General features: G+C 73.7%; 16 protein-coding genes. 6 read left to right on the top strand and 10 right to left on the bottom strand.

Annotated features, from left to right (window positions below):
• The first annotated feature begins 37 nt into the window (after window positions 1-37).
• Window positions 38-1,474, top strand: coding sequence for an aldehyde dehydrogenase family protein (locus tag ACFWPS_RS12030; protein ID WP_383703778.1), 1,437 nt, complete (start codon window positions 38-40; stop codon window positions 1,472-1,474).
• A 35-nt stretch (window positions 1,475-1,509) separates the two neighbouring features.
• Here ACFWPS_RS12030 and trxA read toward each other — a convergent pair whose 3' ends face one another.
• Window positions 1,510-1,890, bottom strand: coding sequence for a thioredoxin (gene trxA, locus ACFWPS_RS12025; protein WP_383703776.1), 381 nt, complete (start codon window positions 1,888-1,890; stop codon window positions 1,510-1,512).
• A gap of 136 nt (window positions 1,891-2,026) precedes the next feature.
• Between trxA and ACFWPS_RS12020 the strand changes: the two genes are divergently transcribed.
• Entirely contained in the window at window positions 2,027-3,454 is a 1,428-nt protein-coding gene (locus ACFWPS_RS12020; protein ID WP_383703774.1) for a dihydrolipoyl dehydrogenase family protein, read from the top strand.
• Between the two features lie 147 nt (window positions 3,455-3,601).
• On the opposite strand, the gene ACFWPS_RS12015 is transcribed toward ACFWPS_RS12020, so the two are convergent.
• A complete protein-coding gene (locus ACFWPS_RS12015) occupies window positions 3,602-4,246 on the bottom strand; it encodes a peptide deformylase (protein WP_383703772.1) in 645 nt (214 codons plus the stop codon).
• A 124-nt stretch (window positions 4,247-4,370) separates the two neighbouring features.
• Here ACFWPS_RS12015 and ACFWPS_RS12010 point away from each other — a divergent pair, with 124 nt between their 5' ends.
• Genes ACFWPS_RS12010 through ACFWPS_RS12000 form a run of 3 tightly spaced genes read left to right on the top strand, consistent with a single transcriptional unit; the run spans window position 4,371 to window position 7,220 of the window.
• The gene (locus tag ACFWPS_RS12010) at window positions 4,371-5,819 is read left to right on the top strand and encodes a PepSY-associated TM helix domain-containing protein (protein ID WP_383703770.1); all 1,449 of its coding nucleotides are present in this window, start codon (window positions 4,371-4,373) and stop codon (window positions 5,817-5,819) included.
• A gap of 57 nt (window positions 5,820-5,876) precedes the next feature.
• Window positions 5,877-6,293, top strand: coding sequence for a BlaI/MecI/CopY family transcriptional regulator (locus tag ACFWPS_RS12005; RefSeq protein WP_383703768.1), 417 nt, complete (start codon window positions 5,877-5,879; stop codon window positions 6,291-6,293).
• Between the two features lie 6 nt (window positions 6,294-6,299).
• Complete coding sequence (locus ACFWPS_RS12000) at window positions 6,300-7,220, top strand: M56 family metallopeptidase (RefSeq protein WP_383703766.1); 921 nt, start codon at window positions 6,300-6,302, stop codon at window positions 7,218-7,220.
• 46 nt (window positions 7,221-7,266) lie between these two features.
• On the opposite strand, the gene ACFWPS_RS11995 is transcribed toward ACFWPS_RS12000, so the two are convergent.
• Entirely contained in the window at window positions 7,267-7,638 is a 372-nt protein-coding gene (locus tag ACFWPS_RS11995) for a tetratricopeptide repeat protein (RefSeq protein ID WP_383703764.1), read from the bottom strand.
• A gap of 169 nt (window positions 7,639-7,807) precedes the next feature.
• Between ACFWPS_RS11995 and ACFWPS_RS11990 the strand changes: the two genes are divergently transcribed.
• Window positions 7,808-8,380: a dihydrofolate reductase family protein gene (locus ACFWPS_RS11990; protein ID WP_383703762.1), complete on the top strand. Its 573-nt coding sequence runs from the start codon at window positions 7,808-7,810 to the stop codon at window positions 8,378-8,380.
• 16 nt (window positions 8,381-8,396) lie between these two features.
• On the opposite strand, the gene ACFWPS_RS11985 is transcribed toward ACFWPS_RS11990, so the two are convergent.
• Genes ACFWPS_RS11985 through pelF form a run of 7 tightly spaced genes read right to left on the bottom strand, consistent with a single transcriptional unit; the run spans window position 8,397 to window position 15,597 of the window.
• Window positions 8,397-9,269, bottom strand: a complete 873-nt coding sequence (locus ACFWPS_RS11985; RefSeq protein WP_383703760.1) for an endo alpha-1,4 polygalactosaminidase — start codon at window positions 9,267-9,269, stop codon at window positions 8,397-8,399.
• A complete protein-coding gene (locus ACFWPS_RS11980) occupies window positions 9,266-9,934 on the bottom strand; it encodes a spherulation-specific family 4 protein (protein ID WP_383703758.1) in 669 nt (222 codons plus the stop codon). Before ACFWPS_RS11980 ends, ACFWPS_RS11985 begins: the two co-directional genes overlap by 4 nt.
• Window positions 9,931-10,848, bottom strand: a complete 918-nt coding sequence (locus tag ACFWPS_RS11975; RefSeq protein ID WP_383703756.1) for an NAD-dependent epimerase/dehydratase family protein — start codon at window positions 10,846-10,848, stop codon at window positions 9,931-9,933. The genes ACFWPS_RS11980 and ACFWPS_RS11975 overlap by 4 nt, the downstream gene beginning before the upstream one ends.
• A gap of 7 nt (window positions 10,849-10,855) precedes the next feature.
• Window positions 10,856-11,569 carry an NDP-sugar synthase gene (locus tag ACFWPS_RS11970; protein ID WP_383703754.1) on the bottom strand — a complete coding sequence of 238 codons (714 nt, stop codon included), beginning with the start codon at window positions 11,567-11,569 and terminating at the stop codon, window positions 10,856-10,858.
• Window positions 11,570-11,616: 47 nt separating this feature from the next.
• Entirely contained in the window at window positions 11,617-12,618 is a 1,002-nt protein-coding gene (locus tag ACFWPS_RS11965) for a GDP-mannose 4,6-dehydratase (protein ID WP_383703751.1), read from the bottom strand.
• Window positions 12,619-12,658: 40 nt separating this feature from the next.
• Window positions 12,659-14,086: a hypothetical protein gene (locus ACFWPS_RS11960; protein WP_383703748.1), complete on the bottom strand. Its 1,428-nt coding sequence runs from the start codon at window positions 14,084-14,086 to the stop codon at window positions 12,659-12,661.
• Window positions 14,083-15,597, bottom strand: a complete 1,515-nt coding sequence (pelF, locus tag ACFWPS_RS11955) for a GT4 family glycosyltransferase PelF (protein ID WP_383703745.1) — start codon at window positions 15,595-15,597, stop codon at window positions 14,083-14,085. The genes ACFWPS_RS11960 and pelF overlap by 4 nt, the downstream gene beginning before the upstream one ends.
• Window positions 15,598-15,681 lie beyond the last annotated feature (84 nt).

Below are 15,681 nucleotides of genomic sequence, written 5' to 3'. Positions count from 1 at the left end.
GGGCCGCGCAATCCCGGTGATCGATCGGAGAGCCGTCATGCCGTTGCTCGACCCGAAGACCTGGCAGGCGAGCGCCCTGTCCGGCGCCCAGTACGAAGTCACCGAGCCCGCCACCGGCGACGCGCTCGGCACGGTCGTCCTGGCCGCCCCCGCGGACGTCGCCACGGCCGCCACGGCCGCCCGCGCCGCGCAGCGCGACTGGGCCCGCGTACCGCACTTCGTCCGGGCCCAGGTCCTGCGCAAGGCGGGCGACCTGTTCGCGGAACACGCCGACGAGCTGCGTGAGTGGATCGTCCGCGAGTCCGGCTCCATACCCGGCAAGGCGGACTTCGAACTGCACGTCGCCGCCCAGGAGTGCTACGAGGCCGCTGCCCTCGCCTCCCGTCCGGCCGGCCAGGTGCTGCCCAGCGAGGCGCCCCGGCTGTCGTACACCCGCCGGGTCCCGGTCGGTGTCGTCGGGGTGATCGCGCCGTTCAACGCGCCGCTGATCCTGTCCATCCGCTCGGTCGCGCCCGCCCTCGCCCTCGGCAACGGGGTCGTCCTGAAGCCCGATCCGCGCACCGCCGTCTGCGGCGGGCTCGCGCTCGCCGCGGTCTTCGCGGAGGCCGGACTGCCGGAGGGGCTGCTGCATGTGCTGCCCGGCGGTGCCGACGTCGGTGCCGCGCTGGTCGAGGACCCGCTGGTGCCGGTCATCTCCTTCACCGGCTCGACCGCCGCGGGCCGCGCGGTCGGCGAGGCCGCGGGCCGCCGTCTCAAGCGCGCCCATCTCGAACTCGGCGGCAACTCGGCCCTGATCGTCCTGGAGGACGCCGACCTCGACGCGGTGATCTCCACGGCCGCCTGGGGGTCCTTCTTCCACCAGGGCCAGATCTGCATGACCACCGGACGGCACCTGGTCCACGCCTCGCTCGTCGAGGAGTACGTCGAACGCCTCGCCGCCAAGGCCGACTCGCTCGCCGTCGGCGACCCGCACCGCGAACAGGTCCACCTCGGCCCGATCATCGACGCCGGTCAACTCGCCAAGATCCACGGCCTGGTGGAGTCCAGCACCGCCCAGGGCGCACGGCTCGCCGCCGGCGGCACCCACGAGGACCTCTTCTACCGGCCGACGGTGCTGACCGGCGTCGACGACCGCACACCCGTCTACGCCGAGGAGGTCTTCGGGCCTGTCGCGCCCGTCCGGGCCTTCGCCGACGCCGACGAGGCGGCCGCGCTCGCGGCCGACAGCTCCTACGGCCTCTCGCTCGGCATCGTCACCCGGGACGCCGCGCGCGGCCTGGACCTCGCCGAACGCATTCCGACCGGCATCGTCCACATCAACGACCAGACCGTGAACGACGAGGCCGTGGCCCCCTTCGGCGGAGTCGCCGCCTCCGGCACCGGAGCCCGGTTCGGCGGCGAGTCCAACCTGGAGGCGTTCACGGACGTGCGGTGGACGACCGTACGCGGGGACGTGGCCCCGTACCCCTTCTAAGGTCGGTTGAAGGCTCTGGCTCCCGCTAGGGGGTGTCACTCGCCCTGGGTGCTGCCCTGCTGTGCGGCGACGCTCTTGCGGACCTCGTCCATGTCCAGCTTGCGGGCCTGGCCGATGACGTCCGTCAGGGCGGCCTCCGGCAGGGCGCCCGGCTGGGCGAACACGGCGACCTGGTCGCGCACGATCATCAGGGTCGGGATCGACTGAATGCCGAAGGCCTGGGCCAGCTCCGGCTGCGCCTCGGTGTCCACCTTCCCGAACACCAGGTCGGGGTTGTCCTGCGCGGCCTTCTCGTAGACCGGGGCGAACATCCGGCACGGGCCGCACCAGGACGCCCAGAAGTCGATGAGAACGAACTCGTTCTCGGTGACCGTCTGGTCGAAGTTCTCCTTGGTGAGTTCCACGGTGCTGCTCATGCGTGCTTCCCTCTTCCTGCTGTGGGGGGGGCGCCCCGGGGCGGGGCGGAACCGTCCGCACAACATGTCCGGCCGGGCAGGTATTCCGCCCCCTACCCGTGTGGCCCGGGCGCACACCACCGGCAAGACTGGCCCCATGACGGAAACGGAAACCATCGCTTACGACGTCGTGGTGCTCGGGGCCGGGCCCGTGGGGGAGAACGTCGCCGACCGCACCCGTGCGGCCGGCCTCACCACCGCGGTCGTGGAGAGCGAACTCGTCGGCGGCGAATGCTCGTACTGGGCGTGCATGCCCAGCAAGGCCCTGCTGCGCCCGGTCATCGCCCAGGCCGACGCCCGCCGCCTGCCCGGCCTCGCCAAGGCGGTCCAGGGCCCCCTCGACACCCCGGCGGTGCTCGCCCGCCGCAACTACTTCACCTCGAACTGGAAGGACGACGGTCAGGTCGCCTGGCTGGACGGCATCAGCGCCGACCTCTACCGCGGCCACGGCCGCCTCGCCGGACCCCGCACGGTCACCGTGACCGGCCCCGACGGAACCCTCACCACCCTCACGGCCCGGCACGCGGTGGCTGTTTCCACCGGCACCCGCGCCCAGTTGCCCGACCTGCCCGGCCTCGCCGAGGTGAAGCCCTGGACCAGCCGCGAGGCCACCAGCGCCCAGGAGGCACCCGGCCGGCTGATCGTCGTCGGCGGCGGTGTCGTAGCCACCGAGATGGCGACCGCCTGGCAGGCCCTCGGCTCCCGGGTCACCCTCCTGGTCCGCGGCAAGGGCCTGCTCAACCGCATGGAGCCGTTCGCCGGCGAACTCGTCGCCGAGTCGCTGAAGGAGGCCGGCGTCGACGTCCGCATCGGCACCTCCGTCGAGTCGGTGACCCGCGAGAACGGCACGGTGGTGGCCGTGACCAACGCCGGTGACCGCATCGAAGCCGACGAGATCCTCTTCGCCACGGGGCGCGTCCCGCACACCGACGACATCGGCCTCGAAACGGTCGGCCTGGAACCGGGATCCTGGCTGTCGGCCGACGACACCCTCCTGGTCGAGGGCACCGACTGGCTCTACGCCGTCGGGGACGTCAACCACCGGGCGCTCCTCACCCACCAGGGTAAGTACCAGGCCCGGATCGCGGGCGCGGCGATCGCGGCTCGCGCCGCGGACACGCAGCTTCTGGACGCGCCGTGGGGTGCGCACGTGGCCACCGCCGACCACGGCGCGGTACCGCAGGTCGTCTTCACCGAGCCGGAGGCGGCGGCCGTCGGGCTCTCCCTCGCGGAGGCGGAGCAGGCCGGGTACCGGGTGCGGGCCGTCGACGTGGAGTTCTCCTCCGTCGCCGGCGCGGGTCTGTACGCCGACGGATACAAGGGGCGCGCCCGGATGGTCGTGGACCTGGACGCGGAGATCCTGCGCGGGGTCACTTTCGTGGGGCCTGGGGTGGGCGAGCTGATCCACTCGGCGACGGTCGCCGTGGCCGGGGAGGTGCCGATCAGCCGGTTGTGGCATGCGGTGCCGTCTTATCCGACGTTGAGTGAGGTGTGGTTGCGGCTGCTTGAGGCGTACCGGGGGTAAGGGCGGAGAGGGGCGGAGGAGGCTGTCGGCCGGCTGCGGCGTCGTCGTGGCTGGTCGCGCCCACGCGGCGGTAGCCGCACATTGATACAGCCCCGCGCCCCGTACGGAGCGCTCTCGAGTACCGCGCTCCGACGGGGCGCTGTTGGCTTACGGAAGAGCGAAGCCCAGCGCCTCGGCCGCCGTCGCCGGGGTCGGCTGGGTCCAACGTGCGGCCATCGCCTCGTTCGACGACAGTGAGCGCAGCTCCGCTCGGTCCAGGTACAGCATGCCGTCGAGGTGGTCGGTCTCGTGCTGGACGATGCGGGCCGGCCAGCCCGTGAACTCCTCGTCGAGCGGGCGGCCGTGTTCGTCCTGGCCGCGCAGCCGTACCGCGGCGTGCCGGGACACCACCGCCTGCCAGCCCGGCACGCTCAGGCAGCCCTCGAAGAACGCGGCGCGGGCGGTGCCGACGGGCTCGTAGGCCGGGTTGACCAGCACCCGGAACAGCTGCGGGACCCGGCCCCGGGCCGCCGCGACCTCCGCCGGCACCGGTGCCGGGTCCTCGATCACGGCGATCCGGAGCGGGACGCCGACCTGGGGTGCGGCCAGGCCCACGCCCGGGGCCGCGTGCATGGTGACGCGCAGCGCCTCGACGAACCGGGCCAGCAGGGCCGGGGCCAACTGGCCGTCGTACGGCTCGGTTCCACGCCGCAGGACCGGGTCGCCGGCCGCGACGATGGGCAACGGGCCACCCGGGCCGAGGAGTTCCTCGACCCGTTCGGCAAGGGGTGCGTGAGCACGGGGAGATGCCATCGCGCCAGCATGCCATGGAGCAGAGTGTGACGCGGGTCACTTCATCTGTCGGGAACTCGGCCCCCGCACCCTCCGACTACTGGACCGTCACCGCTCAGCCACGAGTCCCCGGAGAAGCCCGCCGATGTCCACCGCTTCCTCGACCTCCCCCAATCCCGGCTCCGCTCGATCGGGGGGACCCCCATCGGACGAGGCCCCGCAACCCGCCGTCCCGGCCGCGTCCCCGAGCCGCTGGGCCCCGCTGCGCCCCCTCGTCCTGCGCCTGCACTTCTACGCCGGCGTCCTGGTCGCCCCCTTCCTGCTCGTCGCCGCCACCACCGGCCTCCTGTACGCCTTCTCCTTCCAGGCCGAGAGACTCGTGTACGCCCATGAGCTGACCGTCCCGGTGGGCGAGACCCGGCTGCCGGTCTCCGAGCAGGTCGCCGCCGCCCGCAAAGCCCACCCCGAGGGCACGGTCTCCGCGATACGGCCGTCGCCCGAGGCGGACGCGACCACCAGGGTGCTGCTGTCAGGCGTCGCGGGCGTGAACCCGGACCACACCCTCGCGGTGTTCGTCGACCCGTACACCGGCAAGGTGCGCGGCGCGCTCGAACAGTACGGCTCGACGGGCGCGCTGCCACTGCGCACCTGGATCGACGAACTCCACCGCGACCTCCACCTCGGCGACACCGGGCGGCTCTACAGCGAGTTCGCGGCGAGCTGGCTGTGGGTGATCGCGGGCGGCGGCCTGGTGCTCTGGTTCTCCCGGCGGCGGGCGCTGCGCAAGGTGCGCGGCACCAGCGGGCGACGGCGCACACTGGGCCTGCACGGCACCGTCGGCGTGTGGGCCGCCGCCGGTTTCGTCTTCCTCTCGGCGACCGGCCTGACCTGGTCCACCTACGCCGGCGCCAACATCGACGAACTGCGCACCTCCCTGGGCCAGGCCACCCCGTCCGTCTCGGCGGCCGCGAGCGGCGGCGAGCACGCGGGACACGGCACGGCGGCCGGGACCGGTGGTGACGCCGAGCACGGCGTCGGCCTGGACAAGGTGCTCGCGGCCGCCCGCACCGAGGGGCTCGGCGACCCCGTCGAGATCGTCCCGCCCGCCGACGCGAACAGCGCCTACGTGGTCCGGCAGGTCCAGCGCGGCTGGCCCGAGAAGCAGGACTCCGTCGCCGTGGACCCGAGCACCGGCGAGGTGACCGACGTCCTCCGTTTCGCCGACTATCCGGTGCTCGCCAAACTCACCCGCTGGGGCATCGACCTGCACACCGGCATCCTCTTCGGCCTCGTCAACCAGCTCGCCCTGGCACTGCTCGCGCTCTCCCTGATCCTGCTGATCCTGTGGGGCTACCGCATGTGGTGGCAGCGCGGCCGCGGGTCCGCCTTCGGCCGGCCGATACCGCGCGGGGCCTGGGCCGAGGTCCCGCCGTCCCTCCTCGTCCCGGCGATGGCGGTCATCGCGGTCCTCGGCTACTTCGTGCCACTGCTCGGGATCCCGCTGGCCGCCTTCCTCGCCGTGGACATCGTCCTCGGCGAGATCGCGCACCGTCGCGGGCGGCGGACGTACGGGGGCAGGGCCGGCGTGAAGTAGCGTGGTCAGACACGTCGATACGCGTGTCACCACCTACGCCGGAGGGAGACGGGGACTATGGCGCGGGCCCGGCGGGGGCAGGGGGAGCTGGAGGGCCAGGTGCTGGGTGTGCTGCGCGAGGCCGACGGTCCCGTCACCGCCGCCTGGGTGCAGGAGCGGCTCGGCGGCGACCTCGCCTACACCACCGTCGTGACCATCCTGACCCGGCTGCTCGCCAAGGACGTCGTCGCCCGCGAGCGGCGGGGCCGTTCCTTCCTGTGGACGCCCACCGCCGACGTGGCCCGGCTCGCCGCCCTGCGGATGCGTCGGCTCCTCGACGGCGAACGGGACCGCGAGGCGGTGCTCGCCAGCTTCGTCACCGCCCTGCCGCCCGATGACGAGCAGGTGCTGCGGGCCCTGCTGGAGGCCGCCGGACCGGGCCGGGTGAACATTCGGCGCACCTCGCCCACGGACCACGGCGGTACGGAAGACTGACCGCCCATGGGGGTCTTCGTCTTCCTGCCGCTGGTCCTGCCGCTGACCGCGTGGCCCGTCGCCCGGCTGGCCGAGGGGCGGCTGCATCCGCGCACCGCCACCCGGCTGCTCACCGCGATGGCCGTGGTCATGGCCGGATGCAGCACGCTCTGCCTGGCTCTGCTGATGGTGGTCGGCACCGCCCAGCTCCCCGGCAACCCCCTCCCGGACGGCTGGTCCGAACCGGAGGTACGGGCCGCCGTACCGCACGACGAGATCGCCGGCCGCGCCGCCATCCCCGCCCTCGCCGCGGTCGCGGTCCTGTGCGGCAGCACCCTTCACCGGCACCGCCGGGTCACCCGGCTGGCCCGGCGAGCGCTCAGGGGACTGCCCGGCCGGGAGGTCTCGGTCCTGCCCGACAGCGTCCCCTACGCCTACGCGCTCCCCGACCGCATCGTCGTCACCACCGCGCTCCTCTCCGGTCTCGCCCCCGGTGAACGCCGGGCCCTGTTCGCGCACGAGCGCGCCCATCTCGCCGCCCGTCACCACCGGCACCTGCTCGCCGTCCATCTGGCGGCGCGCGCCAACCCGTTCCTGCGGCCCCTGCGCACCGCCGTCGTCTACACGGCCGAGCGGTGGGCGGACGAGGAGGCGGCCCGCTCGGTGGCGGACCGGCGCACGGTCGCGCGGGCCATCGGCAAGGCGGCGCTGCTGTCCACGGGCACCCCGGCGCCGACGCTGGCCGCACTGGCCGGCACCGGTCCGGTGCCGCGCCGGGTCGCCGCGCTGCTCGGCCCCGCCCCGGTGGCCCGCAGCCGGCCCGCCACGTTCACCGCGGCCGGCCTCGCCGTCTGGGGCGCCGCCGCGGGCACCCTCGTATCGGCGATGTCCTCGGCGAACTCGGCCGTGACCCTGTTCCTGGTCCTGCACGCGGCCACCCCGCTGTGACGGCCGGAGGGCCCCCGGAGATCCGGGGGCCCTCTTCGATCGCTGCTCACTCTTGCGGGAAGTCCCCGGCCAGCGCCGAGGCGATCCGCAGATGCGGCTCCGCCTCCTCGTGCCTGGCCTGCCGCTGGAGCGTACGGCCCAGCATCAGCCGGGCGTAGTGCTCCACCGGGTCGCGCTCGACGATCTCGCGCAACTCGGCCTCCGCGCGGCGCAGTTGGGCCGAGTGGTAGTAGGACCGCGCCAGCAGCAGCCGCGGGCCGGTCTGCTCCGGAGCCTCCTCGACCAGCCTGGCGAGCACCCGGGCCGCGCCCGCGTAGTCCTTGGCGTCGAAGAACAGCTGGGCCCGCGCCCAGCGTTCGGCGGCGGTTCCCCGGTCGTAGTACGTCGTGTCCTGAGTCGTGTCGTACGTCGTGTCCACTCGTGACCTCCTTCGGCCCTGACAACAGGGCGAGGTAGTTGAATATTCCACCAACTCGGCCAGGGGGTGCGGTGTCCGACAAGTTGAGTTTCCTTGACAAATTTAGTTGTCGGCTGGAGGCTTGTGGCGCGGAGGACCGCAGCAGACCCGAGACGGCGAGGAAGCCCCGATGCGTACCCTGATCAGCACTGCATTCATCTCTCTCGACGGGGTCGTCGAGGGCCCGGGCGGCGAGCCCGGCTACCGGAACTCCGGGTGGACCTTCAAGGACGTCGAGTTCGTCCCCGAGGCGTTCGAGATCAAGGAGCGCGAGCAGAAGGAGTCGGCCGCGGTCCTGCTGGGCCGGGTCAGCTACCAGGCGTTCAGCCCGGTGTGGCCGGACATGGCGGAGTTCGCGCACTACAGGACGCTGCCGAAGTACGTCCTCTCCACCACCCTCACCGCGGGCGACCTGGTGTCGAACTGGGGCGAGACCACCATCCTGCGCTCGCTCGACGAGGTCGCCGCCCTCAAGGAGACCGAGGGCGGCCCGGTCATCGTCCACGGCAGCGCCGCGCTGAACCACGCCCTGTCCGACGCGGGCCTGATCGACCGCTACCACCTGCTCGTCCACCCACTGCTGCTCGGTGCGGGAAAGCGTCTGTTCAGCGCCTCGGACAAGGACACCCAGAAGCTGAAGCTGGTCGAGCACGAGGTCTACGCCAACGGCGTGCAGAAGAACGTCTTCGACGTCGTCCGCTGACCTCCCCGCGCCGCCGTCAGCAGGGCTCGCGCCACACCCCCAGTTCGAGTTTCTTCCGCATGGACGACAGACCCAGCCGCCGGGACTCGGCGCAGAAGGCGCTGGTCGGTTCCTTGTACTCCACGTGGAAGACGGCCTTGCCCGCCTTGACGAACGGGGTCAGGCGCGCGCACTCGTCGTACTGGGCGCACTCCTCGTCGACCGCGAAGTCGAAGTCGGCGAGCAGCTGGGGGATCTGCGGCAGGTCGTTCTTGAGGCCCACGGACAGGCCGCGTTCATGGGCGATGTCCGCGATCATGCGGTTGTAGCGGAGCTGGTCGGCCGCGGTGAGCCGGAAACCGGTGTCGTTGCCGTAGCCCTCCACCAGGTCGGGCTCGACCGCGTCGAAGCCCTTGTCGCGGCACATGTCGAAGCGCCGCTCCATGATCGGCCGCAGGACGGAAAGCTTGCGGATGTCCAGCCAGCGTTCGCCCGCCCAGCCGTTGGTCTTCCCGAGCACCGAGCGGGGGAAGTCGTCCTTGTCGGGCCGGAAGTCCTCCCACGCGCCGACGTCGACGTAACAGATGACCTTGCGGCCGGCGCGGTGCAGCGCGGCCACGTCCGCCGCGGAGTTCTCGAAGCCGTCGATGTCGTAGACGGGCACGTCCACCGTCGGCTCGACCTCCCCGTCCAGCTGCCACTGCCAGGCCAGGCCCGGCCTGGGTTTCCAGACGGCGCCGGCGGGGCTTGCCCCGGGGGAGTCCGACGGAGCGGGGGAGTTCCGGTGCGCGGTGGGGGACTTCGCGGGTGTGGACGGGCCGTCCGGCTGTGCGGAGCAGCCCGCCAGGAGCGCCGCGGTCAGGGCGGCGGGCAGCAGGATCCGCCCCTGCGGCCGGGCGCGTGTCCTCATCGCTCCGCCTCCGCCCCGGTCAGGGCCGGTGTCAACTCGGCCCAGGGGTTGGGCGGTTCGCCCGTCACCGGGCCGCAGACCGCCGCGCCCCGCCGGTGCGCGGTGCGCACGGCGAGCGGGACCAGGGCCTCGGGCACGCCATAGACGAGATGGCACAGCCGTTCCGGCTGCTGCCGGGAGGCCCACGCCGGCCGGGTGAACGCCGAGACGTACGTCGACCAGTGGCCCTCGAAGGTGACGGTCAGGTCGGCGAGCCGGAGGTAGCCAGGCGCCGGGTGGACGCCCGGGTTGAGCACCACCCTCCCGGCGCCCGCCTTCCGTACGGCGCGCACCAGTCTGCGGCAGGCGGGCAGGCCCTGCGGGGTCGCCGTCACCCGGTCGAGGAAGCAGCCGTCGGCCGCGTACCACTCCTCGTGCCGGCGCATGTCCTCGGTGACCTCGGCCTGTCCGCGCATGCCGTAGTCGGTGTCGACGTACCCCAGCAGGAGCGCCCCGGCGGTGCGCAGCGCGTCGGCCGCCGCGGCGAACGCCGGGTCGGGGTGGTCGCCTGGGCCGTCGGCCGGGTTGAGGACCACGCCGTAGGTGCGGTGCGCGGCGGTGATCAGGCGGTGCCAGGCGCCCGGGTCCTCGGCCGGGTGCACATACAGCGGAACCAGCAGGTTCACCGGGTACCGTCGCTCTCCCACAGGGCGGTGAGCGCGTCGTCCAGGGTGTGGGCGGGGCGCCAGCCCAGGGCCCGCCCGGCGGCGGAGATGTCGGAGCACTGCCACGAGACCTTCGCCGAGCGGACCGAGCCGGTCGTGCTCTCCTCGACCCGGCCCCGGAAGCCGGCCCGGCCGGCCAGGGCGCGCACCAGCTCGCGCACCGGTACGGCCCGGCCGCCGCCGATGTTGAGGACGGGCGGCAGCGGCCGGGGTGCGGTGGCCGCCAGGACCACCGCACGTGTCACGTCCCGTACGTCCACGAAGTCGCGGAACGCCGACAGGTCCCCGAGCCGCAGCACCGCCGCCGGGTCCGGGCCCGCCTCGCGGAGCATGGCGGTGATCCGGCCGGGCAGCGAGGCGGCCGGTGCCCCGGGCCCCACCGGGTTGCCCACCCGCAGCACCACCGCGTCCAGGCCGGCCGCGGTCACCGCGGCCGTGCCCGCGAGCTTGGTCGCACCGTACGGGCCCACCGGGCTGGTGGGCGCCTCCTCGGTCACCAGGACGTCCGGGACTCCGGGGCCGTACTCGGCGGCCGAACCCAGGTGCACCAGACGGGCCGCCGGGGCCGCGTCGCGCAGCGCGGCGCACAGCACCGCCGGGCCACGGGCGTTGACCTCGGCGAGGGCGACCGCGTCGCCGCCGGTCGCGCCCGCGCAGTTGACCACGGCGTCGGGCGCGACCGGCGCCAGGGTCTTGGCCAGCTGTTCGGGGCGGACGGTGGCGAGGTCGACGCGGTGCTCCACGCGGTGCTCCACGCCGTGCTCGGCGCCGGTCGCGCGGCCGGCGCCGAGGACCTGCGCGTCGGGCACGGCCCGCAGCCCCGCGGCGACATGGGCGCCCAGATAACCGGTGCGGCCCAGGACGAGAATGCGCATGACGTGCTCAGGCTCCCTTGAGCAGAAGCGGCTTGCGGCTGGTGAACTCGGCGTTGGCCCGGTCGTAGTCGTCCGGGCGGCCTATGTCCAGCCAGTACCCGTCGAACTCGTAGGCGTGCGGCGGGGTTTCGGCCTCCAGCAGATCGATCACCAACTCGTCGAAGCCGAGCGGGAGTCCGGGCGTGTAGTCGTCGAGCGTGGCACGGGACAGCCCGTAGACGCCCATCGAGACGCGGTAGTCCACGCTCGGTTTCTCGGTGAACGCGACGACCTTGCCGTCGGCGGTGGTCAGCACCCCGAAGTCGATGTGGACCTGGCGGGCGTAGGTGGCGATGGTCAGCGGGGCGCCGGAGGCTCTGTGCCGGGCGAGGACGTCGGCGTAGTCGAGGTCGGTGAGGATGTCGCCGTTCATCACCAGGAACGTCTCGGGCAGCCGCCGGCGCAGGTTGAGCAGCGGGCCCATGGTGCCCAGCGGGCTCTCCTCGGTGGCGTAGTCGACGGCCAGGCCCCACTGGGAGCCGTCGCCGACATAGGCGCGGATGATCTCGCCGAGATGGCCGATGGCGAGGGTGACGCTGGTGAAGCCGGCCGTGGAGAGCTGGCGCAGCACGATCTCCAGGATCGCGTGCTGGTCGCCGATGGGGACGAGCGGCTTGGGCAGCGCGGTCGTGTAGGGGCGCAGCCGGACGCCCTTGCCTCCGGCCAGGATCACTGCGTGCATGGGGGGATCCTCCTTCTGGGGGGGGTACGCAGACGTGCCGGACGAGGTCAGATGTTGTAGATGCCGGTCTTGTAGCGGGCGAGGTTGGCCGGGTCGCGGAAGAACCCGGCGGTCTGCGCCAGTCCCTCCTCCAGGGAGTGCGCGGGCCGCCAGCCGGTGGCCGCGGTGAGCCTGCTCGCGTCGGCGACCAGCCGCATCACTTCCGAGCCCGCGGGCCGGATCCGGGCCTCGTCCTCGCGGACGTCGACGGCGGTGTCCATGACCTTGCCGATCAGCGCGACCAGGTCGCCGACCGAGATCTCCGTGCCGGTACCGGCGTTGAAGGCGCGGCCCACCACCTGTTCGGCGGGCGCGGTGCCGACCGTGAGGAACGCCTGGGCGGTGTCCTTGACGAACAGGAAGTCCCGGGTGGGGCGCAGGTCGCCGAGGGTGATCGTCCGTTCCCCGGCGGCGAGTTGACCGATGACGGTGGGGATCACCGCGCGCATCGACTGGCGCGGCCCGAACGTGTTGAACGGCCGCAGTGTCACCACCGGGGTGTCGAAACTGGCGTGGTAGCTGTCGGCGAGCCGGTCCCCGCCGGCCTTCGAAGCGGCGTATGGGGACTGGGCGTTGATCGGGTGGTCCTCGGTGATCGGCACGGTCCGCGCGGTGCCGTACGTCTCACTGGTCGAGGTGTGCACCAGCCGGGGCGTGCCAAGCGCGCGGACCGCCTCCAGGACGTTCAGGGTGCCGGTGACGTTGGTGTCCACGTAGCTGTGCGGGGCTCGGTAGGAGTACGGGATCGCGATCAGCGCGGCCAGGTGGTAGGCGGCGTCGGCGCCGTCGAGCAGGCCGTGGACCGAGCCGGGGTCGCGGACGTCGCCGAGGACGATCTCCACCTGGTCCAGGACGTCCGGGGCGAGGGTCTCCAGCCAGCCGTAGGAGGAGAAGGAGTTGTACTGGGCCATGGCCCGCACCCGGTGCCCGGAGGCGACCAGCGCCTCGGTGAGGTGCGAGCCGATGAAACCCTCGGCCCCGGTGACGGCGGCGAGTGGTTGGGAGGTCAACTGCGGTGTCCTTCCGATTGGTTGTGCGTGGGGGGAGTGACTATCCGTGCGGGGCGGGGCGGCCGAGCAGCGCAAGGGCGCAGGCCGCCAGAGACAGAGCGGCGGCGCCGCAACACAGCGGCAGGGCGAGGCCGGCCCCGGGGAGACCGAGCAGGGTGACCGCGCCGGCGACGGCGGCGGCCGTGACACAGAGCGCGGCCGACGGCCAGGCCGCGCCGAACGCCTGGAGCAGCAGCGCGGTCCACAGGGTGGCCGCGAGCAGCAGCAGGGCGGCCGGGTCGGCGCCCGTGACCAGGGCGGCCGGCAGCAGCGGCAGCAGGTACAGCAGCAGGCAGAGGGCGAGGATGCCGGCCGAGCGCAGCAGGAACGCGGCGGGGGTGGCGGTGGCGCGCAGCGCGGCGACGGACAGCCCCCGGTAGCGGTACAGCAGCCACTCGGCCGGGCCCATGCTCACCGTGAGCACGATCACCGCGTACGGCGCGCGGTGCTCCCGGAGTCCCTCCAGGAGCACCAGCACCCCGGCCGCCAGACCGAACAGGCCGTACGGCAGCGACCACAGCACCTTCGGACGGCCCGCCACGGCGGCGGCCGGCAGGGTGAGGGTGCGCCACAGGACCCAGCCCGTGACGCCGAGCGTGGCGGCCAGGGCCAGCGCCGGCAGCCCTGCCCGTAGCAGACGGCCCGGCTCCCACCGGGACAGCACGGCCGTCCCCGCGATCAGCGGGCTGAGCGCGGCCAGCAGCAGCCGCTCCCGGGCCAGTACGAGGAGCACGCCCGCCGCGGCCAGGTAGACCGACTGGGCCGCCGCGGCCAGGACGACCGGGCCGCCCCCGGCGACCACCGCGGCCGCCCCCGTGGCCAGCACCGCCCCGACCGGGGCACCGAGCAGGAGGGTACGGCCGGCCTCGTGGCGGCCGCTCGCCATCCGCAGGTGGGCGCGGTGGCCGAGGGCCTGCCCCCACGCCCAGGACACCAGCCCCGCCACGATCAGGGCCGCGGCCTGCCCGGCCGCGTTCCACAGCGGCGCGGTCAGCAGACAGGCCAGTCCGGGCAGCGCGAACAGCACGCCCCGCAGCAGACAGCGCACGGTGTCCGGGCGCCAGGGGTCGGCCGCGGGCGCGGGTTCCGGGAAGGTCCTGGGCACCCGCTCGTAGAGCGCGGAGGCGAGCGAGAACAGGTTCGGGTGGCCGTACCGCTCGTTGATCACGGCGGCGGACAGGCCCTCCGACTCCAGCAGGGCGGCCACCTCGTAGGGGTGGACGGCGGGGCCGACGCGGTCGGCGAGTTCGGCGGCGAGCTCGCTGACCGCGTCCTCGTCCGGGCCGCGCCGGGGCAGCCGGACGGTCAGCGTGGTGTCGTCCAGGGCCCAGCGCGGCCGGCGGCGGCGCGGCGGCCTGGGCTCGGCCAGGCGCAGGGCCAGGGTCTCCTGTTCGGAGCCGCCGGGTTCGAGGGACATCGGTCCGCTCACCGGGCCACGCTCCCGGTGACGCCCGCGGCGGACAGCGGGGCCGGGACCGGCCAGGCCGCCGACTCGCCTGCGCGGTCCGGTAGTTCGAGGTAGATGGCGCGGAAGGTGTCGATGGTCTGCCGGAGCGTGAACTGCTCGATCACCCGCAGCCGGGCCGCCTCGCCCATCGCCCCGCGGCGCACCGGATCGCCCAGCAGCTCCAGGGCGGCCGCGGCCATCGCCGCCGGATCCCTGGGCGCGACGACCAGCCCGGTGTCGCCGACCGCCTCCCGGACCCCGCCGACGTCGGTGGAGACGGTGGCCCGCCCGCAGGACATGGCCTCGATCAGGGTGAACGGGAAGCCCTCGCTGATGCTGGAGAGCATCACGACGTTGCCGGCCGCGTAGGCATCCTTGATGTCGTCCACGCGGCCCTCGAAGGTGACGGCGTCGCCGTGCCCGAGCTCGGCGGCCAGCGCCGCGCAGCGCTCCCGGTAGGCCTCGCCGCCCCGGGGCGTGCCGCCGAACAACCGCAGCCGGGCCTCCGGGAGTTGAGCGCGGACCAGGGCGAAGGCCCGGATCAGGGTCTCCAGGTCCTTGATGGGGTCCACCCGGCCCGCCCAGCTGAGCGTGGGCACCTCGGGCTCCGGTCCGGCTGCCGGGAACGCGGCCGGGTCGACGCCGTTGTACACGGTGCGGATGGACTCCGGATCCGCGCCGCCCTCCTCCTCCCAGAGCCGGTTGTAGCGGTTGCCCGGGGTGATCAGGGCGGCCCTGCGGTAGGACTCGCGGGCCAGCAGGCGGAAGAAGCCGAGCACGACCGCCTTGACCGGCCAGCGGTAGGGCGCGGTGCGATAGCCGAGGTAGCGTTCCCGCAGGTAGACCCCGTGCTCGGTGAGCAGCAGCGGGACCCCGTGCTGTTCCAGTGCGGCCAGCCCCGGCAGCGCGGCGACGCCCCCGCTCACCGCGTGTGCGACGCCGGTCTCGGGCAGCGGAGCGGCCAGCGGCCGCAGCGCGTGCTCCAGGAGCGCGGTCGCGGTGAGCGCGTCGTGCAGGGTGGGCCGGGCCTCGCGCACGGCGATGCCGGGCCGGTTCCACAGCGAGGTCAGGACGGTGATCGCCGGGTCGGTGCGCAGGAACGGGCTGAGCGTGCCGTCCGCCGCGGAGCGCGCCATCGCGTACAGGGCGGCCGGGAAGCCGTCCTCCTCCCGCGGGTCGAGCAGCGCGGCGAGGAACCGGCCGTAGGAGTCGGCGAGTTCACGGCGGGCCCGGCCCCGGGGCGCGCGGCCCGCGGGCGGCTCGCCCCACATCGGCACGGACCACACGTTCGAGACGTGTGGGGGCAGCTCCCAGACGACGGGCTCGCGTCCGGTGCCGGTGACGGCGACCACGTCGAAGTCCATGTCGGGCATGCCCTGCACCAGTTGGTCGCACCAGACGCTGACGCCGCCGTGACTGTGCGGGTAGGTGCCTTCGGTGAGCAGGGTGACGCGCGTAGTGCGGGTGTCGGGCGCGCCGTCGGGAACGGGCATCGGGGTGCTCCACGGCCGAGGTGTGGGGGGTGGTCGTGCCGGTCCCGGTCGCCGGGTGGGCGGCCGGGACCGCGGTGCGGTTCT

It is taken from the genome of Streptomyces sp. NPDC058457 (genome assembly GCF_042720695.1).
In the GTDB taxonomy this organism is placed as follows: domain Bacteria; phylum Actinomycetota; class Actinomycetes; order Streptomycetales; family Streptomycetaceae; genus Streptomyces.
Note: the sequence above shows the minus strand (reverse complement) of the source record. Positions and strands in the feature narration are given on the sequence as shown.